Genomic DNA, 23,502 nt, shown 5'->3' with positions numbered 1-23,502 from the left:
CCAGGGCCCTGGGCACGGCGCGGGCTCAATCCAGTGCGATCTGCGCCTTCAGCCAAAAGACCCGGCCCGGCTCGTTGATCCGGGTGTCGGTGGGAAAGACGTCGACCCCGATCGAGGTGCCGGTCTTCGACAGGTGCTCGGCATAGGTTTTGTCCAGGACATTGTCCACGCCGGCGGTGAGGAGCACGGATTTGACCGGGCGCCAGCCGGCGTTCAGGGACAGCACGCCGAAGCCGGCGCTGGGCCCGATGTCCTTGCCGTTGGCGACGATGTTTCCGGAACCTTTGTCGTAGCGGTTCTGGGAGGCGGCGAGCCGCCACAGCACTCCGGCGGAGTAATCCCCCTGGGCATAGTTCAGGCCCAGGCGCGCCTCGAGCGGCGGCTGCTGCGCGAGCGGCTTGTCGTCGGTCCGGTTTTCGCCGCGCACATAAGCCAGGCTCGCGACCCCTTGCCACGCCGTGGAAAACTGCCAGGAGGCATCGAGCTCCCCGCCCATGACAACCGCATCCACGTTACGGGTCCGGCCCAGATCCCAATTGATGAGGATGTAGTCATCGATCCTGCCATAGAAGGCGGCGGCCGACAGGCCGAAGGGGCCGCTGCGCCAACTGGCGCCCACATCGAGCTGCGTGGTTTTTTCGGGCTTGGTGGACAAAAAGGCACTGTTGCCGCCGTCCGGGCTCGCCTTCATGCGCTCCCAGTAATCTGGGAAGCGCTCGGCATGGCCGATGCCGGCGTACCACGTGCCCCCCACGCCGAAATCACGCTCGTGGCGCAGGAAGCCGCTGGTCAGCGTACGCCTGTCCGTGCGGCCCGCAGTGGCGGAGGCCGCCGGGGCCCGCTTGTCCTCGGCCTCATGCCAATCGAGCCGCAGGCCGCCCACCAGCCGGCTCGCCTCGCTGGCATGCCAGGTGCTCTCGAGGAATACGCCGCGCTGCTCGAAACGCATGTCCTCGACGCGGGGAGCGGCCCGGTAGGCGGCATCGGCGGCGACCGCATCAGCCTGCCGCATGGCGCCGCGCGCACGATGCACGTCACGCTTGGCGTCCGCCCCCAGGACCAGATCCCAGGTCTCGGCCGGGCGCAGGGTCGCGCTCAGCCGCCCCCCGGTGGTTTTGCGATCGGGATTCATGACGTTGTACATCCCCGGCCGGGCCGGGCGCAGGCTGTAATTGTCCATCACGTGATCGACATCGTTGCGGTAGACGCGGGCCTCGATCTCGTCCACCAGGCCGCCGAGGCGTTTTTTCTCGAACAGCAGGGACACGTTCTCACGCCGGAATTTCGTGCCATCCATGGCGCGATCGGCGTAAGCCGCACGGCCATCGCTCAGCGCGGCCGACAGTTCGATGCGCGTGCGGTCGTCCGGGGTCAGGCCGATGGCCGCGTGGCTGCTCCAGCGCAGATATTCCGAGTGGATGCGGCGGCCGTCGCCGTCCTCGTAGTCGTCGGCCTGGGCCCGCGTGCCGCCGGCCCGGACATACGCCTGCGGGCCGCCCACGAGCACGTCGGCCATCTGGTCATTGCGCCCGAATCCGCCCAGCGTCAGGCTGCCGGCGGCGCGCCAGCCGAACACCGGCATGCGCTCGGTTTCACGCTCGAACAGTACCACGCCTGCGGACTGGCCCGCGCCGTAACGCACACTCTGCGGTCCCTTCAGCACCGTCACGCGATCATAGGACTCGGGATAGACATAGGCGGTGGGCGGATCCATCCGCCCACCGCAACCGCCGTAGATTTCCTGGCCGTCGAGGAGAATCCCGAGCCGCGAGCCGGAAAAACCGCGAAACACCGGATCGCCGTCGGTGCCGCCCTTGCGGATCACCGAGAACCCGGGAATGCTTTTGAGGAAATCCGCGCCGTCATGCGCGGGCACGGGTTGCCGCGGCGCCTTGGGGTCGGTGCGGACTACCAGCGGCGCCTCGGACGCGGGGGTGGTCACGACCACGGATTCGAGGGTCCGGATTGCCTGGGCATGCGAAATCGCAGGTAAGCCGATCGAGAGGAGGGTGCCGGGAATGGCGGCCACCCATGATCTTATCTTTTTCATACGGGACTCATTGTGTGAAATGTCCAGACGACATCCGTCGCCGCTCGAGGCCGGGCCTGAGCGGTTGCGGATTGAAGGAATCAGGGTTTCAGCGACAATGCGTCGGGGGGCTGCGCACCGGCGGCCGGGTCCAGGCCGCGACACGATGGCCGCCGCCCACCGGCGTGGCGACCGGCAGCAGGGGCTGGGCCCACGGCGCCACCGGCAGGGCTGCGCCGGAACCAGTGGCGGCCGGCAGCGCCGGCGTGGTCGCGCACAGCAGGCAGTGCCCATGCCGATGCGCGCCAAGCCGCCCGGGATCGGACTCGCCGGGCGACAATTCCACGAGCACCATGCCGGCCGGCGTGCAGGCCACGAGCTGCACACCGTCGAGCACGCCGGCCGGCGCAGGATGCGCGAGCACGGGCCCGAGGCCCTGGAGCCAAATGCCCAGAACCAGCAGCCAATGAATGCCGCGCGCACGCCAGCCCATGTGTCTCATGGCGGGGATTCTACCCACGACCCCCAGCGGCCGGTTTGACGCGCGTCAACGTAACGGCGGGCGCATCAGACGTCAGGCCGGCACGCGCGCGGCATGATGCTTGGCCCCCGCCACGCAGGCCACGACCAGGACCGTCACCGCCAGCATCGGCCAGGTGACCGCCTCGCCCAGCAATGCGGCCGCCAGCAACAGACCCAGGAAGGGCTGCAGCAACTGAAGCTGGCCCACGGCCGCGATGCCGCCCTGAGCCAGGCCGCGATACCAGAACATGAAGCCCACCAGCATGCTGAATACGGAGACATAGGCCAGGCCGAGCCAGGCGGGCCAGCCGATGCCCGCCCACGTGGCGGGCCGCAGGGGGATGCTCAAGGGCAAACTGAAGGGCAGCGACACCACCAGCACCCAGCAGATCACCTGCCAGCCACCCAGACGCCGGGCGAGGCGGGCGCCCTCGGCATAGCCGTAGGCGCAGGTGATGATGGCGGCCAGCATCAGCAGGTCGGCCCCGAGCGACGCCGACAGGTCCTGACTGAGCGCAAAGCCGGCCACCCCCACGGCACCCACGACGGCGAAACCCCAGAAGGCCGGCGAGGGACGCTCACCGACGCGCAGGGTACCGAACACCGCGGTCGCCAGCGGCAGCAGACCGACAAAGACCAGCGAATGCGCCGACGTAATGGTCTGCAGGGCCATGGCCGAGAACAGCGGGAAGCCCACCACCACCCCCAGGGCCACGAGAAACAGCGTCCATACATCGCGCCAGTCGGGGCGCGGGACGCGCAGCGCCAGCAGAACGGCCAGCGCGAGCAGTCCGGCGATGACGGCCCGCGCCACCGTCACGAAGAACGGGTCGAAGCTCAGCACCGCCACCCGCGTGGCGGGCAGCGAGCCGCTGAAAATGGCCATGCCCACGAATCCGTTGAGCCAGCCTTTGGTTGTTTCATCCATGATCGATCCCGCCCATCCCGCGCGCGACCGGATGGCCGCGAACCCATCATCGCTCGACAGGCCGTGGGTTTCCAGATACAGTCAGTACGATAATCAGAAACTGTACTGCTATAAATAACCATACGGATGAGCCTCCTCGCGACTCCAACCCTGCCCGGGCAAACTGAACGCGTCATGCAGGCGGTGCGCCAGGGCATCACCGCGCGCAAGCTGGTCCCCGGCGCGCGCCTGCCGTCGCTGCGGGCCATGGCCGACAGCCTGCGGGTCTCGAAATCCACCGTCGTCGAGGCCTACGACCGGCTGGCGGCCGATGGCACGATCCGCTCGCGCCCCGGATCGGGATTTTACGTCGCCGGCCACCTTGCGCCCCTGACCCTGGCGGATATCGGCCCCCGGCTGGACCGCGAGGTCGACCCGCTGTGGGTCTCGCGGCAGTCTCTCGAAACGGGCGCCCGCTCGCTCAAGCCCGGCTGCGGCTGGCTGCCCGCCGAATGGATGCCGCAGGATGCCGTGCGCCGCGCCTTGCGCGCCGCGGCCCGCGCGCCCGCCCCGGCCCTGAGCGACTACGCGCCACCGCTGGGCCTGCCGGCCCTGCGCCAGCGCCTCGCCCAGCGCCTGCGGGAACGAGGCGCGGACACGCGCCCGGATCAGATCCTGTTGACCGACTCGGGCACCCAGGCCATGGACCTGCTGTGCCGATTCCTCGTCAAGCCGGGCGACACCGTCCTGGTGGACGATCCCTGCTACTTCAACTTTCTCGCCCTGCTGCGGGCGCACCAGGTCCGGGCGATCAGCGTGCCCTACACACCCGACGGCCCGGACCTGCAGCGCTTCGCCCAGGCCCTCGCCGAACACACGCCGCGCCTCTATCTCACCAATTCCGGCCTGCACAATCCCACCGGCGCGACCCTGTCGCCGATCGTCGCCCACCGGCTGCTGAAACTGGCCCAGGCCCACGACCTGGTCATCGTCGAGGACGATATCTTCGCTGATTTCGAGGCCGTCCCATCCGCCCGCCTCGCCACCTTCGACGGACTCGATCGAGTGGTGCAGGTCGGCAGTTTTTCGAAAACACTGTCGGCCTCGGCACGCTGCGGCTACATCGCGGGACGACCGGACTGGGTCCAGGCCCTGGCCGACCTGCGCATCGCCACGGCGTTCTCGGGCGCCGGCCTGTCGCAGGCCTTGGTGCTGTCCATGCTGAGCGACGGCGCCTACCGCCGCCACACCGAGTCCCTGCGCCAGCGCCTGGCGCAAGCCATGCATCGGGCGGCCGACCTGCTCGCCAGGCTCGGCATCACGCCCTGGCTGGTGCCGCGCGGAGGAATGTTCCTGTGGTGTCGCCTGCCCGAGGGCGTGGACGGCACGGCCATGGCGCGCCAGGCGCTGGGCGAGGGACTGGTGCTGGCGCCGGGCAATGTCTTCAGCCTTGCGCAGTCCGCCGGTCGCATGATGCGTTTCAACGCCTCGCAAATGTCCGACCCGAGGCTGCCGGGCATGCTGGAGCAGGCCCTGGCGCGCGCGACTACAATTTCCCAGGAACCACTGCACACCGATCCCGCCTCGCACAAAGCCCTTCGACCATGAACCCCACCCCGGATTCCGCGCCCCGCCCGGACGACGGCCTCGCCCAGAACGCCTTTCGCGGCGGACTGCTGGCGCAGGCGCGCGACCTGCCTGACCCCTGGCGCGACGCCCTTGCGGCGCCGCACCTGCAAGCCATTCTCGGCAAGCTCGACCGCATGCTCGAGGAACGATTGGCGCAGGGCGCCCAGATCTTTCCGCTGCGCCCGTTTCGCGCCCTGATCGAGATTCCGCCCGAGGACGTCCAGGTCGTGATCGTCGGCCAGGATCCATACCATGGGCCGAACCAGGCCCAGGGCCTGGCCTTTTCGGTGCCGGACTTCTGCCCGACGCCGCCCAGCCTGCGCAATATGTTCAAGGAACTGGCGCTGGAATATGGCGAGCCGGCCGCGCCCCAGCGCAACAGCCTCGTGCGCTGGGCGCGTCAGGGCGCGCTGCTATTGAACACCTCGCTGACCGTCGAGGCGCACAAGCCCGCCTCGCACGCCCGCCTGGGCTGGGAGCACATCACCGACGCCCTCATCATGCGCGTGCTGCGCGAGGCCCGCCCCAAGGTGCTGTTGCTGTGGGGCTCGCACGCACAGGCGCGCCAGGCCCTGCTCGACACCCAGCCCGCGCACGGCCCGGTGCAGATCCTGCGCGCCAACCACCCCTCGCCTCTCTCGGCCCTGCGCCCGCCGCGACCGTTCATCGGCTGCGGCCATTTCCAGTCGGCCAACGAGTGGCTGCGGGCGCACGGCGAGACCGGCATCGACTGGATGCTAGGCAAGACGACCGCCGCCGCCCCCGGCTACGGAGGATAGCGACACGGCGGGCCTCTCGGCGGGCCCCGTCCAGGCCATGACGCAATCGCGTCCGGCGGCCTTGGCGCCATACAGGGCCTCGTCGGCCCGCATCAGCAGGCGGTCCAGGTCATAGTCCGCGTCGGCGGCCGAGGCGATGCCGATGCTGACGCTCAGGCATCCCAGGACCTCGGTCGACTGCTCGGCCAGACGGCCGCGGATGCGGTCGCCCAGCGCCGCCCCCTGGTCCAGATCCATCTCGGGCGCCAGGATGACGAACTCCTCGCCGCCGATCCGGGCGCACAGATCGCCGGGCTCGACCAATTCCCGCAATGCATCGCCGAACATCGCCAAGACCCGGTCGCCGGCCACATGGCCGCATTCGTCATTGATGCGCTTGAACCAATCCAGATCGCACATCAGCACGACGGCATCCCGCCGCCGGCTGCGCGTCTTGGCCAGCACCCCGGCCGCCCGGGCGAAGAACGCGCGCCGATTGTGCAGGCCCGTCAGGTCGTCGTGCAGGGCCGCGTGCCGGAACTGCCGCTCGGCGCGCTCACGCACCATCATGAGGATGACGAACGACAGGCTGATCGCGAACAAGATGCTCTCGAACATCGTCAGGGCGAATCCGGACTGATCCACGCCCAGGATGGGCGGCACCCGTTCCACCACCATGCGATAGAGGTAGAACAACATCTGCAGGCCGAGCACAACCAGCGCCGGCAGCACGCCGAACGCGCTCTGGCGGCGCAGGCGCCAGACCTCCCACAGTGCCAGTCCCAGGTACGCATCACACAGCACGGAATAGAATCCGATGCGGACGGCGGCGGAATCCTGGAACAGCGGCCACAGCGACAGCACGATCCAGGTCAGGCTGCCCGCCAGCATCCAGGCCGGTCGCTGCCGATGCCTGGAAAACGCGCGAAAGGCCGCCCATACCATGGCATGGCTGAGGATCAATACCGCATTGCTGGCGGCCACGGCAAAAGCGTTCAGATCCGGATCCGTGCGCAGAAGGCTCAGGAGCAGGCCGAACGCGCTCAGCAGCGCGCCGAACGCCGTGAAGAGGAGCGCCTTCTCGCGCTGCCCCTGGAACGCCGACACCAGCAGCAAGGCGCCGAGCAACGCCAGCACATAGGCGTCGACGACGACCAGGGTTGGAGCATCAAAATTCCGCATGCGGGCGCATCCCTGAATGTATGCCCACAATATAGCTGAAAGCCCTCGAGCGGCGGTCATCGCGGACGGCGGGGCGTCGGACAACTGATACACTCGCTTTTTATCCAGCCGCTCGACCGTCCCATGCCGTCATCCGCTCGACCCGACCATTTGCCGCGCCACCTGGCGGTCGGGATGCTGCTGTTCATCGGCTGCACGTTCGCCACCAATCACATCGCGGCACGCATCGCATTCGACGACGGGACCGGCCTGCTGCTGGCGCTCATGTGCCGCTCGGGGCTGAGCCTGCTGACGCTGGTGGGCCTGGTCCTCTGGCAACGAGGTTCGCTGCGCCTGCCCGCCGGACTGGGCCGCTGGCAATTGGTCCTCGGCCTGCTGATCGCCCTGCAGAGCCTGTGCCTGTATTCCGCCGTCGCCCGCATCCCCGTGGCGCTCGCCCTGCTGATCGGCAACCTGTTCCCGATCATGCTGGCCCTGCTGACCTGGGCGCTGGGCGGCCAGCCGCCCACCCGCCGCGCGAGCCTGTTGATGGGCATCATCCTGATCGGGCTGGTCCTGGTGCTCGATCTGCCCGCCTGGATCGCCTCGGATCAGGACATGGGGCCAGACTGGGTGCCGGGCATACTGTTTGGCTTCGGGGGCGCCAGCTTCTTTGCGGTCGGGGTCTGGATCACCGAGCATCGCCTCTCGACGCTGGCCGGGCCGGTGCGCAGCCTCTACACCATCCTGATCGTGTTCAGCAGCATGGTCGCGGCGGGCGTTGCCGGCGTCTTGCCCGGCGGCATGGACACGCCGGCCAGCGGCACGGGCTGGCTGGCGCTGGCAGCCCTGTCCATCCTGTACACCACGGCGTTCTCGCTGCTGTTCATCTCGATCCCCCGGCTCGACATGGCGCGCAACGCGCCGGTGATGAATATCGAGCCCGTCGCCAGCCTCATCATGGGCTGGCTCCTCTTGAATCAGTTCTTCAACGGCCGCCAGTTGATCGGCGGCGCCATCGTCCTCGGCTGCATCGTCGCCCTCGCCTACTCGAAAAAACGTTGAGGCACCGCAAGACCACACTCACCGTGTGGCCTTAGCGGCAAGCCCGATCGCTTTCATGCCATGCTGGCGGGTCCAACTCAAACCGGAGGACACCCCATGGCCGACACCTGGCTCACCACCCTGATCACCGCAACGCCTCAGGAAGGATTCGAACTGGCGATCAAGCTCGCGCGCATGGGCGTCAAGTACACTCAGCCGTCGGCCGAGGTCCGCGACAAGCTGCGGTCCGTGTATGGCGAAGACGCCGATGCCTTGATCGCCTCGTCGCAAGTCGTCGCCACGAACTTCCAGACCATCGCGGCGGCCAACGGATACTGGAAATAAGGGGCGCTAGGGCCGGGTGGCGCCCGGCCGGCCACGACCGCGCCGGGGCCACGACCACCCCAGGCGCATGCCGGCCGCGGCGACCAGGATGGCCGCGACGCCGATCCACTGAGGCCACTGCAGCCGATGGCCAAAGGCGGCCCAGTCCACCAGAATCGCCACCACCGGGTAAATGAAGGACAGCGCGCCGGTCAGCGTCGTGGGTAATTTCTGGATCCCGCCGTACAGCAGCACGTACATCACACCCGTGTTCACCACGCCCAGCACCAGCAGGCTCGCCCAGGCCGAGAGCGGCTGTGCGCCAAGCGCCGCCGGATGCGCAAAGGGCGCCAGCATCGCGATTCCGACGCACACTTGGATCAAGGCGATCAGATGGGGGATCAGGGTCAATTGCTTGACCCACAACGCCGCCAAGGCATACAGGAACGCAGCCGCCAGGGACAGGCCGATGCCCGCCAGATAGCCGCCCGCCTGCCCATAGACCGGGGTATCGTGCGCCTGCGTGATGGCCAGCATCCCGACAAAGGCCAGGGCCAGCCATAGCACTTTATCCAGCGTGATGCGCTCGCCCAGGAACAGCGCCCCCAGCGCCACCAGCATGAAAGGCTGGGTGTTGTAGACCGCGGTGGCGATCCCGATCGAAGCCCGGGAATAGGCGGCAAACAGCAGCAGCCAATTGCCCACGATGGCGGCGCCGCTCGCCACCGCCAGCCCCAGGGCGGCCAGGCCCGCACCGCGCAGGCGCAGCAGCCCCATGCGCCAGCAGATCAGCCACAAAGTCGCGGCCCCGAACACGCAGCGCCAGAACACGACCTCGAGGACGGGCTGCCCCGATAGCATCACCAACCAGCCAATGGTGCCCGAGATCACCATGGCCACGGTCATTTCCAGCGAGCCACGCCGGATTCGATCGTCCACCATTTCTTGCCACTCCTTGCGGGAAGCGTTCCAGTCTAAACCGATTTCAGCCGCACAGAGGGGCGGCGAGGCCGAGCCTTGGCATACAATCGGGTCTTCGACGGCCCCGGCGGGGTCGCCGAAGACCCTCGATTCCCACCGTGCCGCAGGCATCCCCCGCCATGTCCCGATCCACGTCTGCCCACCACTCCATCGCCAGCCTGACCGCGCCGGTGGCCATGGGCTACATTCCCCTGGGAGCCGTGTTCGGCTTCCTGTTCGTGCAGGCGGGCGGCGCCGCTTGGCTGGCCATCCTGTCCAGCCTGCTGGTCTACGCCGGCGCCGCGCAATTCATGATGATCCCGATGCTGGCGGCGGGCGCCTCGGTCGGCGCGATCGCGCTCGCCACATTCGTGCTGAACCTGCGCCATGCCTTCTACGGCCTGTCGCTGCTCAACAGCATGCCGGCCAAGCGCTGGCAGCGCTGGTACGCGGTCTTCGGCCTGACGGACGAAACCTATTCCGTGCTGACCGCCCTGCCGTCGGACGTGAGCGCCCGGCGCATGGCCCTTGTCACCGCACTGAACCAGGGCTGGTGGGTGCTGGGCACCACGCTGGGCGCCCTGGCTGGCGCTCGGGCGCAGGTTACGCTCGCCGGACTGGATTTCGTGCTGGCCTCCTTGTTTGCGGTCCTCGCCGTCGAGCAGTGGCGCGCACGCGCCGACGCCGTCCCGATCTGGCTGGCGCTGGCGGCCTACGCCATCGGCTATGCAATCGCCCCTGGCCAGGCCCTGGCCCTGGCCATCGCACTGAGCCTGCTCGCCTGCGCCTTGCGGCCCGATCCGGCCAAGCACCGCAAGGAAGCCTCATGATCGATCCGGGCTACATCCTGGCCGCGATCCTGGCGATGGCCGCGGTGACGGCGGCCCTCCGGGCCCTGCCCTTCGTGGCCGGACGCTGGCTGCGCCGACACTCCCTGGTCCGCAAATTGGGCGACACGCTGCCCCTGTCCATCATGGTCCTGCTGCTGGCGCACGCCGTGGTCGGTTCGGCGCGCGACAACCCGCACGGCCTCTGGCAGGAGCTCGTCGCCGTGGCGATCGTGACGGCCTTGCAATGGCGCACCCGCCAGACCCTGCTGAGCATCGTCGCGGGAACCGCGGCCTATGTCCTGCTGCGCACCCTCTGACGCCGGCTTCGCGGCCGCGAAGCCGGCATGAGAAACCCTCTGCAAAAGATCCCCTGGCGCGACGGCAACCGGCTCGACCTGTTGCGCAGCGGCGAGGCGTTCTTCCCCGCCCTGTGCGCGGCCATCGATGAGGCACGCCGCAGCATCCATCTCGAGACGTATATCTTTGCCTGGGACCCGACCGGGCAAAAGATCCTGGAGCACCTCGTGCGCGCCCGCGCCCGCGGCGTCAAGGTGCGCCTGGTCATCGATGGATTCGGCAGCCAGGAGGCCACCGGGCGCCTCGCGCAGGCCTGCGCCGAGACGGGCGTGTACCTGAGGATCTACCGGCCCGAGCCCTCCGGACTGATGCGCTTGCTGCGGCTCAGTCCGCGGCGCTTGCGGCGTCTGCACCGCAAAACCGCGGTCATCGACCGGCGCGTGGCCTTTATCGGCGGGATCAACATCATCGACGACTACGACACCCTGCCCATCGATACCGGCCCGCCCTTGCCAAGATTCGACTTCGCCCTGCGCCTGAGCGGCCCCATCGTACGCGACATCACTTTGATCCAAGGCGCCCTGTGGCTGCGCATGGCCTGGCGGCGGCGCGCCAACTGGCGGGCGTTCTACGACCGCGTGCGGCATTTCGTCCGGCGCCTGCACAAACGCCTGCGCGCCGCCTCGCCGGCGCCCGCGACCGGCCCCTCGCGCGCCATGCTGCTGCTGCGCGACAACATGCTGCATCGCCAGACCATCGAGAACGCCTACCTGCAGTTGCTGGCCGGCGCGCGACACCGGGTCCTCATCGCCAATGCCTACTTCTTTCCCGGCCGCCGCCTGCGCAAGGCCCTGGCCGACGCGGCCCGCCGCGGCGTGCACGTCGAGCTGCTGCTGCAGGGGCAACCCGAATATCCCCTGCAATACCGGGCCGGCCGCTACACCTACCAAGATTTCCTCGACCAGGGCCTGGTCCTGCACGAATACATGGCGAGCTTCCTGCACGCCAAGGTGGCGGTGATCGACGACCACGTCATGATCGGCTCGTCCAACCTCGACCCTTTCAGCTTGTTGCTGGCGCGCGAGGCGAACATCCTGAGCGACGACGCCGAGATCGCCCAGGCCTTGTCCGAGGCGCTGGACCACGCCATCGCCCACGACTCGCGGCGCATCCAGTCCGAGGCCCTGAGGCGGCGCGGCTGGGCGCAACGCCTGCTCGACACCCTCGCCTACGCGGCGCTGCGCGCCGGGGTGCTGCTGACGGGCCGGGCGTCACGGTATTGAGCCGGCGCGCCCCGATGCGGCTCGCGGCTCAGGCGCGACGCCAGCGGATGCCGGCGATCGCCGCCACCACCATGACCAGGGGCACGAACGAAACCCACAGCACGGTGTCCCAGTCGTAGGCCGCCAGTACACCGCCCGACGCAAACGAGCCGACCGCCACCGTGCCGAAGACGATGAAATCGTTAAAGGACTGCACCTGGGTCTTTTCCTCGGGGCGATGGCATTCGAGCACCATGGCGGAGGCCCCCACAAAGCCGAAATTCCAGCCGACGCCCAGCAGCACCAAGGCCAGCCAGAAATGCGCCACATCCAGGCCGGTCAAGCCGACCGCCGTGGCGCACCCGGTCAGCAGCAACCCGGCCGCCACGATGCGCCCCGCGCCAAAACGCGTGATCAGCCGCCCGGTGAAAAAACTGGGCCCATACATCGCGATCACGTGCCATTGCAGGCCCAGGTTGGCGTTCTCCTGGGAATGGCCACATAAATGCATGGCCAGGGGCGCCGCCGTCATGAGGAAATTCATCAACATGTACGACACGGCGCCGCACATCACGGCGGTGATGAATCTCGGTTGACGTGCGATGACCGCCAGCGGCCGCCCCCCGGCGGCTTGCCCCGGCGCCGGCATGGGCAGGCGCACCCCCAGCAGCACCAGGGCCGAGAGGACGGCGACCGCGGCCTGCACGAGGTAGGTCGCGGCAAACAGATGCGGTGGCCAGAGATACATGGTGTACGTGACGAGCTGCGGCCCCACGACGCCCGCGGCGACCCCGCCGCCCATCACAAAAGAGAGCGCTCGGGCCCGCAAGGCCGGTGATACGCCATCGGCGGCGGCGAAGCGAAAGGAGAGCACCACGGCCGCATAGGCACCGCCAAAAAAGGTGGCCAGGCAAAAGAGCCAGAACGAGCCCAGCAAGACGGCGGCCGCCGCCAGCAGGCCGGCCAGCACTCCGCATCCCGTCCCGGCCAGGAAGGCCGCGCGCCGACCGTGACGCCGCGCAATCGCACCGGTGGGCAGAATGCAAGTCGCCATGCCGACGACAAAGATGGAAATGGGCAGAGTGGCCAGCGTCTTGGACGGCGCGAGCATATTCCCGATGATCGCCCCGGTGGCATAAATCACGGTCGTATTCGCACCGGCGAGCGCCTGGGCCAGAGTGAGCCGAAAAATGTTGCCGCGCTGCTCGCGCCGCGAGAGTTCGGGGGTGGGATCGAGCGGCGATGCGGATGCGATATTTGACAAAATCGGCCTCGGCCGGAAAACGCGTGTTCCCACGCGGAGCGACGACGAAAACCAGAAGGATACCGGCAATGCATATTTTTAGCGCGGCACCCTCTTGTTCTAATTGTTCATTTCGCACATATACAATACAATATGTGCGTATCAAACATTTCTATCCAAATTCCATGACCGCTCTGCCAAACATCGCCCCCTCACCGGACGCCGTCCTGGCCAAGGCGCTGCTCAGGGCCGCCGCACAGCTCGGCCTGCGCCAGGCCGACCTCGCGGCGGTGCTGGGCATCCACCGCACGGCCATCAGCCGCATGAAACAGTCCGCCTCTCTGGATCCCGATTCCAAGCAAGGCGAACTGGCCCTGCTGCTGATCCGCCTGGCGCGCGCGCTGTTCGCGCTGACCGGGGGCGACGCCCAGTGGATCGAGCACTTCATGCGCACGCCCAACACCCTTACGGGCGGCACCCCCGCCCGACAGATCGAAAGCATTCAGGGCTTGGTGACCGTCCTGCAATGTGTGGACGCGCTGCGGGGCAAGGTGTGACCCCCCCCATCTGGGAGGACTGCGACGGGCCCCGGCACATCGGCGCGATCCAGGGCATGCTGCACCGCCTGGTCGAAAGCCAGGAATACATCGCCACCCTGGGCTACGTCGATACCCTCGAAGAACAGGCCATGCTCGAGGCCATGCTCGAGGATTCCAAGCCGCCCTACCGCTCGGGGGGCGAAGGCGACCACTATCTGCTGCGGACACCCTTCCGCTATCCTCCCCTGCCCTGGGGGTCGCGCTTCGGCGGCCGGCACGAGCCCGGCATCCTGTACGGCGGCCTGGGCGCGGGCGCCGCCCTGGCCGAATCCGCATATTACCGATTCGTCTTCCGGCACTCGATGCAGGCCGCGCCACCCAAGGAAACAATCCACAGCCAGCACACGCTATTTACCGTCGGCTATAAAACCAATCGGGGCGTGCGCCTGCACCTGCCGCCCTTCGACCGGCACCGGACGCGCATCACCCAGCCGCGCGATTACGCGGACACCCAGGCCTTGGGCGGCGCCATGCGCGCAGCGGGCGTCCAGGTGTTCGAATACCCGTCCGCCCGCGACCCGGCGCACGGCCTGTGCGCGGGCCTGTTCGCGCCGCAGGCCCTGGCGCAGCGGCGACCGCGGCACATGCACCCATGGCTATGCGAGACGGGTGCGCATGAGGTATCGTTCAAGCAAGTAGGATCCCGCAACGTGATCTCGTACCGGCTCGGGGATTTCCTGGTGAACGGGCAACTGCCGACACCCGCATAGTGGCGGCTTATCGCCGAGCCTTCGGGGGAATGCCATGCCGCATGCCGACGCCACGACCCGCCGCACTCTCGTCCTGCTCTGCCGGGGCAAGCCCCACGAGGGCGCCCTCACCTTGCCGCGTGCTTTTCCCGCGAGGACACGAACCACTCGCCCAGCGTGATCACGATACAGCACAAGGCCATCAGCACGAGAGAGATCGCCGCCGCCGCCGGCAAGTCGGAACCCGCCTCGGATATCTTGCTGTAGAGCAGCAGCGGCAGGATGTTGAGCTGGGTGCCGACCAGGGCCAAGGCGGTGCCATAGGCCCCCATCGCCACCGCCGCCGTCAGGCAGAAGGCCGCGACCAGACTGGGGAAAATCTGCGGCAGCATGATCCCCACGATGGTGCGCAGGCGGCCGGCGCCCAGTGACTGCGCCACCAAGAGCTGCACCATATCGAAATTACGCACGGCGGGCAGCAGAATCATGACGACCCGGGGTATCAAATAGTAGGAATATGCAAAGCCCAGGCCCGCGGGCGTGTAGATCAGCGCGCCGACCACCGCCGGATCGAGTCCCGCCAAGGCCAGCAGTTGGGTGATGAAGCCCGCGCGGCCGAACCCGAGGATGAAGCCATAGGCTACGATCAGGCCCGAAAACGTCAGCGGCAGGGAAATGGCGAACAGCGTCGCCGTGCGCATCCCCGGCCGCATGCGGTTCAGACCCATGGTGACGCAGAATCCGACAAGCACCGAAAATAGCGGGGTCAAGGTCCCGAGAATCACCGTCCCCCACAGCCCGCGCTGGAACAGCGGATCGGACAGTGCCCTCGGAAAAGCACTCTCGTCCGACAAGGCCTCGCCCAGGATCAAGGCGACCGGCAGCACGAAAAACAGGCAGAACAGCGCCAGCGCCGGCAGGGTGAACAGGGCGAAGCGTCGCCGCGAGAGCCGCATGACGTCGGGCCCGTCCTACTGGTTCAGCACGGCGCGCGCCCAGCCCTGGTCGATGGCCGCCTTCTGGGCCGTGGCCTTGGCGATGTCGATGGGCTTGATCTGAGGCGCCGCGGGCAGCTTCTCGGCCACGTCCTTGGGCAACTCGACGCCCGGCACCGACGGCCGCACGAAGCCTTGCGCAAAGGTCACCTGACCCGGCGTGGTCATGATGTAGTTCAGCCAGAGCTTGCCGGCGTTCGGATTGGGACCGTTCTTGACCAGGCTGATCGCATAGGGCGCGGCCGCCGAACCATCCTTGGGCACGACCACCGCCACGTCATCGCCCATGCCATCGAGGTACTTGGCCTTGAGGCCATCGTTTTCGTAGCCGATCCAGATGGGAATCTCGCCCTTGAGGAATTGCGCATACGGGGTGGTGCCCACCACGCGCAGCACGTTGCCCGCCGCCTGGAGCTTGCCCAGATAGTCGATGCCGGGCTTGACCTCATCCATCGAGCCCTGATTGGCGAAATTGGCCGCCAGGACGATGACCTGCCCCTGGCCCGTCGAACGCGGATCCAGATAGACGATCGAGCCCTTGTACTCGGGCTTGAGCAGATCCTGCCACGACTGCGGCACCTCCTTGACCAGCTTTTTGTTCACCAGGAAAGCGACGTTCAACGTGTGAATGGTGAACCACTTGCCGTCCGGATCGCGCAACGTCTCGGGCAGCTTGTCGAAATTGACCGGCTTGAAGCCATCGACCACGTCCTTGGACACCGCGTCCAGGGCCGAGGCGGCGAAATAGTAGGCCGTGTCGGCTTGCGGCCGGTTGCGCGCCTTGTCCAGCGCGACGACGGTGGCCGCTGACCCCAGGTCGTTGTAGACCAGCTCGACGCCGGGATAACGTTTCTTGAAGGCATTGAACTGCGCATTCCAGTTGGCCCAGGTCGGACCGGTGTCGAAGGACACGACCATGCCTTCCTTCTGGGCGGCCTCGTACAGGGCCTTTTCACCCTGATAGAGCTCGGGCCCCTCGAAGGCGTGGGCCGCACCCGCGGCCAGGCATAGGGCAGCGGTGAGAGCTGTGCCGGCGATCTTAAAAGCGTTCACGTTCGTTCTCCTAGATGGAATTGACGGAATCCGAGACGGGCTCGGGGGGAAGCAAACGAATTGATTTGGGCGGCACCACAATGGTGTCGAAAGGCGCCCTGGAATGGGTGTCTATGCGCACGAGGCCCTCGCCCACCGCGAGATCGACGCGGCGGGCGGACCCGAGGAAGCGGTCGGACCGCACCTGGCCGCCCAGGACATTGACGCCCGCCGGGGCGAGTTCGCCCGGCAATATGGCCTCCGGCCGGATCAGCACCGTCACCGGCGCATCGGCCGGATGGTCGCCCGCGTCGCAGGCCAGCACGCCGATGGGCGTGTGCACGCTGCGCCGGTCCGGGCCGATGCGCCCCTCCCAGAGGTTGGCCTGACCAATGAACGAGGCGACCCAGCGGTTGACCGGCCGGTCGTAGAGATCCTTGGGCGTGCCGATCTGGACGATCCGGCCGGCGCGCATGATGGCGATGCGGTCGGCGATGGACAGGGCCTCCTCCTGATCGTGAGTGATGTGCAGCGTGGCGATGTTGGCCGCGCGCTGCACGCGCAGGATTTCCTCGCGCATCTCGACCCGCAAGGCGGCATCCAGGGCCGACAAGGGTTCGTCCAGCAAGAGGGCGCTGGGCGAGAACACCAGCGCGCGGGCCAGCGCGACCCGCTGCTGCTGGCCGCCGGACATGGCCGCGGGCATGCTGTGCGCCCATTGCGAGAGGCCGACGCGCTCGAGCGTCTCCTTGGCACGCGCGCGGCGCTCGGCGCGGGCCTGCCCGCGGATCTTGAGGGGATAGGCCACGTTGTCCAGCGCGGACATGTGGGGAAAGAGGCCGTAGGACTGGAACACCACCCCGAGCCGGCGCTTTTCCGGCGGCAAGTCGGTGATGTCCCGGCCGTCCACGATGATGCGTCCGGCCGAGGGCCTGGCGAACCCCGCCAGCAGCTTGAGCAGGGTCGTCTTGCCCGAGCCCGAGGGGCCGATGACGGCCAGGAACTCGCCGTCGCCGATGGCCAGATCGATGTCGGACACCCCATTGGCGCTGCCGGGGTAGCGATAATCGATGGATCGGAACTGGATGGGCATAAAGGGCTCCCGGGTCTGGGCTCAAGCGCGCCGGCTGGAGGCGGTGGCCGTCAGCGAGCTGGCGCAGGAGGCCAGGATCGCCAACAGCAGCAACACCACCGTCGCCGCGCAGGCGAAGCCCGTGGCGCCGTAGAAAGCCTGCAGCAGCACGACCGGATAGGTACGGGACAGAAAGCCCGAGATGAGGTTGGAAATCTGGAACTCGCCGATGGACAAGGCGGCGACGATGAGCAAGGAGGACAGCACGCTGGTGGCGAGCAGCGGCAGCACGATGTCCTTGAGGCGTGTCCAGAACGGAGCGCTGAGGGTGGCCGCGACCTGCTCGTAATCATGCAGCCGCAATTGCTGCATGTCGGCCAGCACGGTGTTGACGGTATAAGGCAGCGTCAGAATGACATGCGCGGCGATCAGCAGGCCGATGCTGCCCAGCCACGGCGCGGCATCCGACGAGAACACCAGGATGAAGCCGAAGCCCAGCACCAGGTCCGGCACCGCGATCGGCAGCAGGGCCATGATCTTGGCCGCCAGCCGCACCCCGCGCCGCGCGCTGGAATAGATCGCGTAGGCCAGCGGCAGCCCGATCAGGACATTGAGCACACAGGTCGCGACCACGACCTTGATGCTGGACGCGAAGGCCCGCTGGAAGCTCGGATCGGCGGCCACCTCGAGGTACCACCGGTCGGTGAAACCGTGGGGCAATATCGTATTGCTCCATGACTCGCCGAACGAGCCGACGAACAGTAACGCGATCGGCGTGGCGAGGAACAGCAGATAGGCAAAGGTGATCAGCAGCATCGCATGGCATCCGCACGGCCCGCCCCCGGGCTTGTGTCATATTACTTACATTATGGCCGCACTGGAAGTCACCTTCATGACAAGGCGGCATCCGCCTCGGAATCGGTGCGCAGCAGGTGCTCGGCGGTGCGCCGGATGGCCTCCTCGACCGACTCGCAGAAGACGACGCCCGGCATCTTCGGCGCATCGCCCAGCGCCAGGACCATATGGTCAAAATGCAGGCCGAAGGCGATCTCGGACATCGTGCCATAGCCCCCGCCGACCGCGATCAGCACCGGACAGGACTGAGCGATGATGGCGTTGCGCGATTTGCCAATGCCGGTGGCGATCGGGATGCGGACATAGGGATTGGCGCTGCGCCAGTCGCTGTCGGGCAGCAGGCCGATCGGCTGGCCACCCGCCTGCAGATGACCTTTGGCCGACGCCTCCATGACACCGTTGCGACCGCCGCACAGCAGCTGCAAGCCATGGCGCGCCAGCGCCGCGCCCAACGCCTCGGCCGTCCGATATTCCCACTCCGAAGCCTCTCGCGGGCCGATCACGGCGATCGGCACCAGGCGCGCCATGCCCGTGAGCTCACGCAGGGCCCCGCAGGCATCCACGGCCTGGAGGTCCGCCGGCGCCTCCTCGCGCACGGGCGCCCAGCGCCAGGCCCAGGGATCGAAGCGCAGGGCGCCGCCGGCATACAAGGCACGGGCCTGCCGCGACCAGAAAAGGGGTGTAGTGCTCATGTCGACCGCCAAACGAGGTAGGATGGGAGGATACCCATAATGTAAATTATCTTACATCACGATGCCACATGCTTCCCCGGAACCCGCCCGCCTGAACGAACGGCAGGCCAAGATCCTCAGGATCGTCACGCGGCAGGGTTACGCCACCATCGACGCCCTCGCCGGCCGGTTCGACACCTCTCACCAGACCATCCGGCGCGACATCATCCTCATGGATCGCGCCGGCCTGCTCAAACGATTCCACGGAGGCGCCGGCATCGTCGATGGCCGGGAACGTCCCCACTACGACGACAAGCGCCACCTCGCGATCGAGGCCAAGCGCGCGATCGCCGCCGAGGCCGCGCGCCGGATCGGCGACAGGATGACGGTTTTCATCGATGTGGGCACCACCGCCGAAGCCCTTGCCCAGTGCCTGCTGCCGCTGCGGGTCCAATGCCGCGTCGTCACCCCAAACCTCAACGTGGGCCTGGCTCTGGCCGGACACCCGACGATTGAGACGGTCGTGGTTGGCGGCACGGCGCGCACCCGGGACGGCGCCCTGGTCGGCCCGCTGGCGATCGCGCTCATCGAACAGTTCAGCTTCGATTACGCATTTATCGGGTTCTCCGGTTTCGACGCCGATGGCGCGCCGATGGATTTCGACCTGGACAAGGTGCTGGTCAAGCGTGCTGCGATGGCCCGCGCCGCGACCACGGTGGGCATCGTCGATGCCAGCAAGTACCGGCGCCAGGCGAGCATCCGGCTCGCCGAGGCCGGCGACCTGGAGCAGTTGCTCTCGGACCTGCGCCCGCCGGCCGCGCTGGCACGCGTCCTGGGCGATGCGGGCGTGGAAATCGTCCTTGCCCGGGAAACGCGGCCCGCCGCGCTCTCGCCCCCCCCGCCGGCCACACTGGGCGGCTGACTCAACCGGCGAAGCCGCCCTCATCGAGGAACCGTCGTTCCTCGGGTGTGGTGTCCCTGCCCAGCACGGCGTTGCGATGGGGAAAGCGTCCAAATCGCTGGATGATGGCATGGTGCTCGATCGCCCAGTACAGCGAGTCCGGCACCTGCGCGGTGTACAGGGCGACGGATTCCTCCTGCACGCGCAGGGTCTCGGCATGCATGAATGGCAAGCAGACGAAATTGCGCAGGGCCGGCTCGATACGGGGCAGGAAATCGGCCGCCAGGGCCTGCCGCGCATAGCGCAGCGCCAGGCCATCGGTGGCGAACATATGGCCGGTGCCGCGGAAAGCGTTGCGCGGATACTGATCCAGCAGCAGGATCAGGGCCAGCGCCGACCCGGGCTGCAGGACCCAGCTCTCGAGGTCCAGCCGCGCCGCCGCGTCATGCGCGTCGCGGAAACGGCCCGCGAACGCCGCGTCGAAGGCCTCGTCCTTGGCGAACCACCGGGACGGGCCCGCATCGCGCCAGAAATCCAGCAATTCCCGCGCGTCGCGAGGCATTGCGCGATCGGCCTGCAGGTCTTGGCTCATCGTCCATCCTCCAGAATCATCCGCCCCAAGGGTACCCGGCGCCCCGGACCGATACCCGCCCTCCCCCGGACAACGCCGCGGCGCCGGAAACAGCCGGATGCGGCACTATCCGCCATACATCATCCGGGGCAGGCTCAGGACGATGTCGGGGAAAGCCGTCACGAGCGCGACGGCCGCGATCAGCATCAGGAAAAACGGGAATGCCGCCTTCGAGATGTAAAGGATGTCACGCCCCGTCATCCCTTGCAAGACGAACAGGTTCAACCCCACCGGGGGCGTCAATTGCCCCATCTCGACGACCAGCACCAGGTAGACGCCGAACCAGATCGAATCGATGCCCGACGCCTGAACCGCCGGCAGCAGCACCGCGGTGGTCAGCACCACGATCGAGATGCCGTCCAGGAAACAGCCCATCACGATGAAGAACACGGTCAGCGCCGCCAACAGGGCGAAATGGCTCATGTTGATGTCGGTGATCCAGCGCGCGATGGTCGCGGGCAGGCCCGAATAGCCCATGGCGATGGTCAGGAACGCGGAGCCGGCCAGAATGAACGCGATCATGGAGGAGGACAGGGTCGCCGAGATCAGCCCGTCTTTGAAAGTCTGCCAGTTGAGGTCGCCGAACAACCAGCTCATCAACAGCGCAATGACCACCCCGACCGCGGCCGAATCCGTCGGGCTCGCCAGCCCCAGGTAGATCGACCCCACCACGCCGACGATCAGCAGCGCCACGGGCAGCAGGGTCCGCGAGGCCTTGAGCTTTTGCCCGAACGACAGCGGGGGATCCTTGGGCGGCGTCTTGACCCGGCCGGTCGCCGACCAGATCGCGACATAGGCCATGAACAGGCCGATCACCAGCAGGCCGGGCAGCACGCCCGCAATGAACAGGCGCGCGATCGACTGCTCGGCCGCGACGCCATAGACGATCAGGATGATGGACGGCGGGATCAGCAAGCCCAGGGTGCCCGAGCCCGCGATGGTGCCGAGCACGAGGCTCTCGTCGTAGCCACGCGCCTTGAGTTCCGGCACCGCCACCTTGGCGACGGTGGCGCAGGTCGCCGCCGAGGAGCCGCTCACCGCCGCAAAGATGCCCGAGGCCAGGATGCCCACGTGGCCCAGGCCTCCGGGCATCGAGCGCATCCACGGCGCCAGCCCCGTGAACAGGTCCTTGGACATGCGCGAGCGAAACAGGATCTCGCCCATCCAGATGAACAGGGGCAGGGCCGCCAGCGACCACTCGGAGGACGAGCTCCAGATATTGGTGGCCAGCACATTGGTGAGCGGAGCGCTGGAGAACAGCAGCACGCCGACCAGGCCCGTGATGAACAGCGCAACCGACACCCACAGGCCGATCGCCAGGCCGCCGAACAGCGTGGCCAAGAGGATGAAGGACATCATGGCGTCGGACATTACAGCGCCTCCTCGGCAGGGCTCTCGATGCGCAAGGCCTCGCTCTCGCCGCGCCGCAGGACCTCGACCAACGTGTCGAGCGCGGCGATCAGAAACATGAGCGCGCCCAGGCACAGCATCGATTGAGGAATCCACAACGGAATCCTCAACAGGCCGGAGGCGCGATCGCCCCACATGAAGGACTGCACGGCCAGCTCGCCCAGGCTATAGGTGAAGAGCAGCCCCATGGCCACCCCGATCAGCATCACGACCGTCAGCGTGGCGCGCCGGGCGCGGGGCGGCAGGCGCGACTCGACCAACGTCACCCGGATGTGCGAGGCCCGGCGAAAACCCAAGCCCAGCGACAAAAAGGTGGCGAAGGCCAGCGCATAGCCGGACAACAGCGAATACGAGGGAATCAGCAGGCCGTAGCTTTCCCCGAAAAGGGCCATCGACGCATAATCGATCAGGTTCAGCAGGACCTGGCCGAATACGATGACCGTAATGCCGACGAGAGAAAAAGCGGCCAAGCCGCCGCTGATCCGATAGACGGTATCCAGAAACTTGCGCATCACACGGTCCTTTTGCCTGGGGAGGCTTGCGAGCGGGGGGAGCCCCCCGCTCGGCGCCGGCATGGGCTTTATTGGGCTCGGTAGGCCTTCAGGACGGCTTCGCCGCGCTCGCCGGCCTCTTTGCTCCACTCGGCGGCCATTTTCTTGCCGATGTCGTGCAGAGCCGCATTCAACGCCGGGCTGCCGTCGCTGACGACGATGCCGTGCTCTTGCAGCACCTTGCGCTGGGCGACGTGATCGGATTCCGCCATTTCCCAGCCGCGCTTCTCGGCGGTGGCCGCGGCGTCAAGCACCGCCTTTTGAGTCGCCGGATCCAGCGCATCGAAGATCCGCTGGTTCACCACGACGATATTCTTGGGCAGGAAGGCGGCCACATCATAGAAGTACTTGAGGTAGTCCCAGGCCTTGGTGTTCACACCGGTCGAGGTGGAAGTCAGCATGGCGTTCACGCGCCCGGTGGTGAAGGCCTGGGCCAGGTCCGGGACCTCGACCTGCGTAGGCACGGCGCCGGCGAGCTGCGCCAGGCGCTCGGTCTGCGGGCTGTAGGCGCGGAATTTCAGGCCACGCAAGTCCTCGATCTTGTCGATGGGGCGGTCCGTGTACAGGCCCTGGGGCGGCCAGGCCACCGAGAACAGTACTTTGAGGTTCTGGCGTCCGAGTTCCTCTTCGAGGGCGGGCTTGGACGCCTTGTACATTTTGCGCGAATCCTCGAACGACACCGCAACGAACGGCACCGAGTCCAGCGCGAAGATGGGATTCTCGTTCGCCAGGTTCGAGATGATGAACTCGCCGATCTGGATTTGCTGCGAGCGCACGGCGTTCTTGATTTCCTGGTGCTTGATCAGGGAGCCCGCCGCGTGCACGTTGATCTGCAGCTTGCCCTGCGTGGCAGCATCGACATCCTTGGCGAACTGCTGGATGTTTTGGGTGTGGAAGTTCGATTCCGGGTATGGCGTGGCCATTTGCCAGGTGTCGGCATGGGCGGCGGCCGTGGACAGAACCAACGCCAGGCCCGCGATGATCGTTTTGCAGAAACGCATGTGTCCTCCGATGATGTACGAAATGAAATGAGTCTGTGGCTGCATGATATTAATAATAGTATCGATAAATTTTTCCAGGCAAGCCGGAATCTATGTTTAGCGGGTAAACCCCGATTAAATCTGGCTTTA

At 67.2% G+C, this 23,502-nt stretch carries 25 protein-coding genes; 10 read left to right on the top strand and 15 right to left on the bottom strand.

The window, feature by feature from the left end:
- Window positions 1-25: 25 nt before the first annotated feature.
- From ABS761_RS08765 to ABS761_RS08755, 3 genes are all read right to left on the bottom strand, one after another.
- Window positions 26-2,050, bottom strand: a complete 2,025-nt coding sequence (locus ABS761_RS08765) for a TonB-dependent copper receptor (protein WP_350407832.1) — start codon at window positions 2,048-2,050, stop codon at window positions 26-28.
- An 88-nt stretch (window positions 2,051-2,138) separates the two neighbouring features.
- Window positions 2,139-2,531: a DUF2946 family protein gene (locus ABS761_RS08760; protein WP_350407831.1), complete on the bottom strand. Its 393-nt coding sequence runs from the start codon at window positions 2,529-2,531 to the stop codon at window positions 2,139-2,141.
- Window positions 2,532-2,603: 72 nt separating this feature from the next.
- Window positions 2,604-3,479, bottom strand: a complete 876-nt coding sequence (locus ABS761_RS08755; protein ID WP_350407829.1) for a DMT family transporter — start codon at window positions 3,477-3,479, stop codon at window positions 2,604-2,606.
- A 126-nt stretch (window positions 3,480-3,605) separates the two neighbouring features.
- Here ABS761_RS08755 and ABS761_RS08750 point away from each other — a divergent pair, with 126 nt between their 5' ends.
- Entirely contained in the window at window positions 3,606-5,066 is a 1,461-nt protein-coding gene (locus ABS761_RS08750) for an aminotransferase-like domain-containing protein (RefSeq protein ID WP_350407828.1), read from the top strand.
- Window positions 5,063-5,866 carry a uracil-DNA glycosylase gene (locus ABS761_RS08745; protein ID WP_350407826.1) on the top strand — a complete coding sequence of 268 codons (804 nt, stop codon included), beginning with the start codon at window positions 5,063-5,065 and terminating at the stop codon, window positions 5,864-5,866. Before ABS761_RS08750 ends, ABS761_RS08745 begins: the two co-directional genes overlap by 4 nt.
- On the opposite strand, the gene ABS761_RS08740 is transcribed toward ABS761_RS08745, so the two are convergent.
- Window positions 5,825-7,027 carry a GGDEF domain-containing protein gene (locus tag ABS761_RS08740; RefSeq protein WP_350407825.1) on the bottom strand — a complete coding sequence of 401 codons (1,203 nt, stop codon included), beginning with the start codon at window positions 7,025-7,027 and terminating at the stop codon, window positions 5,825-5,827. The genes ABS761_RS08745 and ABS761_RS08740 overlap by 42 nt on opposite strands.
- 123 nt (window positions 7,028-7,150) lie before the next feature.
- Between ABS761_RS08740 and ABS761_RS08735 the strand changes: the two genes are divergently transcribed.
- Both ABS761_RS08735 and ABS761_RS08730 read left to right on the top strand, forming a co-directional pair.
- Window positions 7,151-8,071, top strand: coding sequence for an EamA family transporter (locus ABS761_RS08735; protein ID WP_350407823.1), 921 nt, complete (start codon window positions 7,151-7,153; stop codon window positions 8,069-8,071).
- Window positions 8,072-8,167: 96 nt separating this feature from the next.
- Window positions 8,168-8,395 carry a hexameric tyrosine-coordinated heme protein gene (locus ABS761_RS08730; protein WP_350407821.1) on the top strand — a complete coding sequence of 76 codons (228 nt, stop codon included), beginning with the start codon at window positions 8,168-8,170 and terminating at the stop codon, window positions 8,393-8,395.
- 6 nt (window positions 8,396-8,401) lie between these two features.
- Here the strand turns inward: ABS761_RS08730 and ABS761_RS08725 are convergent, their stop codons facing one another.
- Window positions 8,402-9,316, bottom strand: coding sequence for a DMT family transporter (locus ABS761_RS08725; protein ID WP_350407820.1), 915 nt, complete (start codon window positions 9,314-9,316; stop codon window positions 8,402-8,404).
- Between the two features lie 158 nt (window positions 9,317-9,474).
- Between ABS761_RS08725 and ABS761_RS08720 the strand changes: the two genes are divergently transcribed.
- From ABS761_RS08720 to clsB, 3 genes are read left to right on the top strand one after another with little or no spacing between them, the layout of a single operon-like run.
- The gene (locus ABS761_RS08720) at window positions 9,475-10,164 is read left to right on the top strand and encodes an AzlC family ABC transporter permease (protein WP_350407819.1); all 690 of its coding nucleotides are present in this window, start codon (window positions 9,475-9,477) and stop codon (window positions 10,162-10,164) included.
- Window positions 10,161-10,481, top strand: a complete 321-nt coding sequence (locus tag ABS761_RS08715; protein WP_350407817.1) for a branched-chain amino acid transporter permease — start codon at window positions 10,161-10,163, stop codon at window positions 10,479-10,481. The genes ABS761_RS08720 and ABS761_RS08715 overlap by 4 nt, the downstream gene beginning before the upstream one ends.
- Before the next feature lie 27 nt (window positions 10,482-10,508).
- The gene (gene clsB / locus ABS761_RS08710) at window positions 10,509-11,744 is read left to right on the top strand and encodes a cardiolipin synthase ClsB (protein WP_350407815.1); all 1,236 of its coding nucleotides are present in this window, start codon (window positions 10,509-10,511) and stop codon (window positions 11,742-11,744) included.
- A gap of 28 nt (window positions 11,745-11,772) precedes the next feature.
- On the opposite strand, the gene ABS761_RS08705 is transcribed toward clsB, so the two are convergent.
- Complete coding sequence (locus ABS761_RS08705; RefSeq protein ID WP_350407813.1) at window positions 11,773-12,987, bottom strand: MFS transporter; 1,215 nt, start codon at window positions 12,985-12,987, stop codon at window positions 11,773-11,775.
- Window positions 12,988-13,151: 164 nt separating this feature from the next.
- Between ABS761_RS08705 and ABS761_RS08700 the strand changes: the two genes are divergently transcribed.
- Together ABS761_RS08700 and ABS761_RS08695 are read left to right on the top strand one after the other, a co-directional pair.
- A complete protein-coding gene (locus ABS761_RS08700; protein ID WP_350407812.1) occupies window positions 13,152-13,523 on the top strand; it encodes an MbcA/ParS/Xre antitoxin family protein in 372 nt (123 codons plus the stop codon).
- Window positions 13,520-14,275, top strand: coding sequence for an RES family NAD+ phosphorylase (locus ABS761_RS08695; RefSeq protein WP_350407810.1), 756 nt, complete (start codon window positions 13,520-13,522; stop codon window positions 14,273-14,275). The genes ABS761_RS08700 and ABS761_RS08695 overlap by 4 nt, the downstream gene beginning before the upstream one ends.
- Window positions 14,276-14,382: 107 nt before the next feature.
- On the opposite strand, the gene ABS761_RS08690 is transcribed toward ABS761_RS08695, so the two are convergent.
- The 5 genes from ABS761_RS08690 to ABS761_RS08670 form a co-directional block, all read right to left on the bottom strand.
- Window positions 14,383-15,210, bottom strand: a complete 828-nt coding sequence (locus ABS761_RS08690) for an ABC transporter permease (protein WP_350407809.1) — start codon at window positions 15,208-15,210, stop codon at window positions 14,383-14,385.
- A gap of 15 nt (window positions 15,211-15,225) precedes the next feature.
- Entirely contained in the window at window positions 15,226-16,302 is a 1,077-nt protein-coding gene (locus ABS761_RS08685) for an extracellular solute-binding protein (protein ID WP_502881401.1), read from the bottom strand.
- 10 nt (window positions 16,303-16,312) lie between these two features.
- A complete protein-coding gene (locus ABS761_RS08680; protein WP_350407808.1) occupies window positions 16,313-17,374 on the bottom strand; it encodes an ABC transporter ATP-binding protein in 1,062 nt (353 codons plus the stop codon).
- 21 nt (window positions 17,375-17,395) lie between these two features.
- Window positions 17,396-18,169, bottom strand: coding sequence for an ABC transporter permease (locus ABS761_RS08675; RefSeq protein ID WP_350407806.1), 774 nt, complete (start codon window positions 18,167-18,169; stop codon window positions 17,396-17,398).
- A 74-nt stretch (window positions 18,170-18,243) separates the two neighbouring features.
- Window positions 18,244-18,900, bottom strand: a complete 657-nt coding sequence (locus tag ABS761_RS08670) for a TIGR00725 family protein (protein WP_350407804.1) — start codon at window positions 18,898-18,900, stop codon at window positions 18,244-18,246.
- 61 nt (window positions 18,901-18,961) lie between these two features.
- On the opposite strand from ABS761_RS08670, the gene ABS761_RS08665 reads away from it, so the two are divergent.
- Window positions 18,962-19,801, top strand: coding sequence for a DeoR/GlpR family DNA-binding transcription regulator (locus ABS761_RS08665; RefSeq protein ID WP_350407803.1), 840 nt, complete (start codon window positions 18,962-18,964; stop codon window positions 19,799-19,801).
- Between the two features lies 1 nt (window position 19,802).
- On the opposite strand, the gene ABS761_RS08660 is transcribed toward ABS761_RS08665, so the two are convergent.
- From ABS761_RS08660 to ABS761_RS08645, 4 genes are all read right to left on the bottom strand, one after another.
- Entirely contained in the window at window positions 19,803-20,372 is a 570-nt protein-coding gene (locus tag ABS761_RS08660) for a DUF924 family protein (protein ID WP_350407801.1), read from the bottom strand.
- A 105-nt stretch (window positions 20,373-20,477) separates the two neighbouring features.
- A complete protein-coding gene (locus ABS761_RS08655) occupies window positions 20,478-21,782 on the bottom strand; it encodes a TRAP transporter large permease (RefSeq protein ID WP_350407800.1) in 1,305 nt (434 codons plus the stop codon).
- Window positions 21,782-22,333, bottom strand: coding sequence for a TRAP transporter small permease (locus ABS761_RS08650; RefSeq protein ID WP_350407798.1), 552 nt, complete (start codon window positions 22,331-22,333; stop codon window positions 21,782-21,784). The genes ABS761_RS08655 and ABS761_RS08650 overlap by 1 nt, the downstream gene beginning before the upstream one ends.
- Window positions 22,334-22,401: 68 nt before the next feature.
- On the bottom strand, window positions 22,402-23,373 hold the full coding sequence (locus ABS761_RS08645; RefSeq protein ID WP_350407797.1) for a TRAP transporter substrate-binding protein: 972 nt from the start codon (window positions 23,371-23,373) through the stop codon (window positions 22,402-22,404).
- Window positions 23,374-23,502 lie beyond the last annotated feature (129 nt).

It is taken from the genome of Castellaniella sp. GW247-6E4 (assembly GCF_040276065.1).
In the GTDB taxonomy this organism is placed as follows: Bacteria; Pseudomonadota; Gammaproteobacteria; order Burkholderiales; family Burkholderiaceae_B; genus Castellaniella.
Note: the sequence above shows the minus strand (reverse complement) of the source record. Positions and strands in the feature narration are given on the sequence as shown.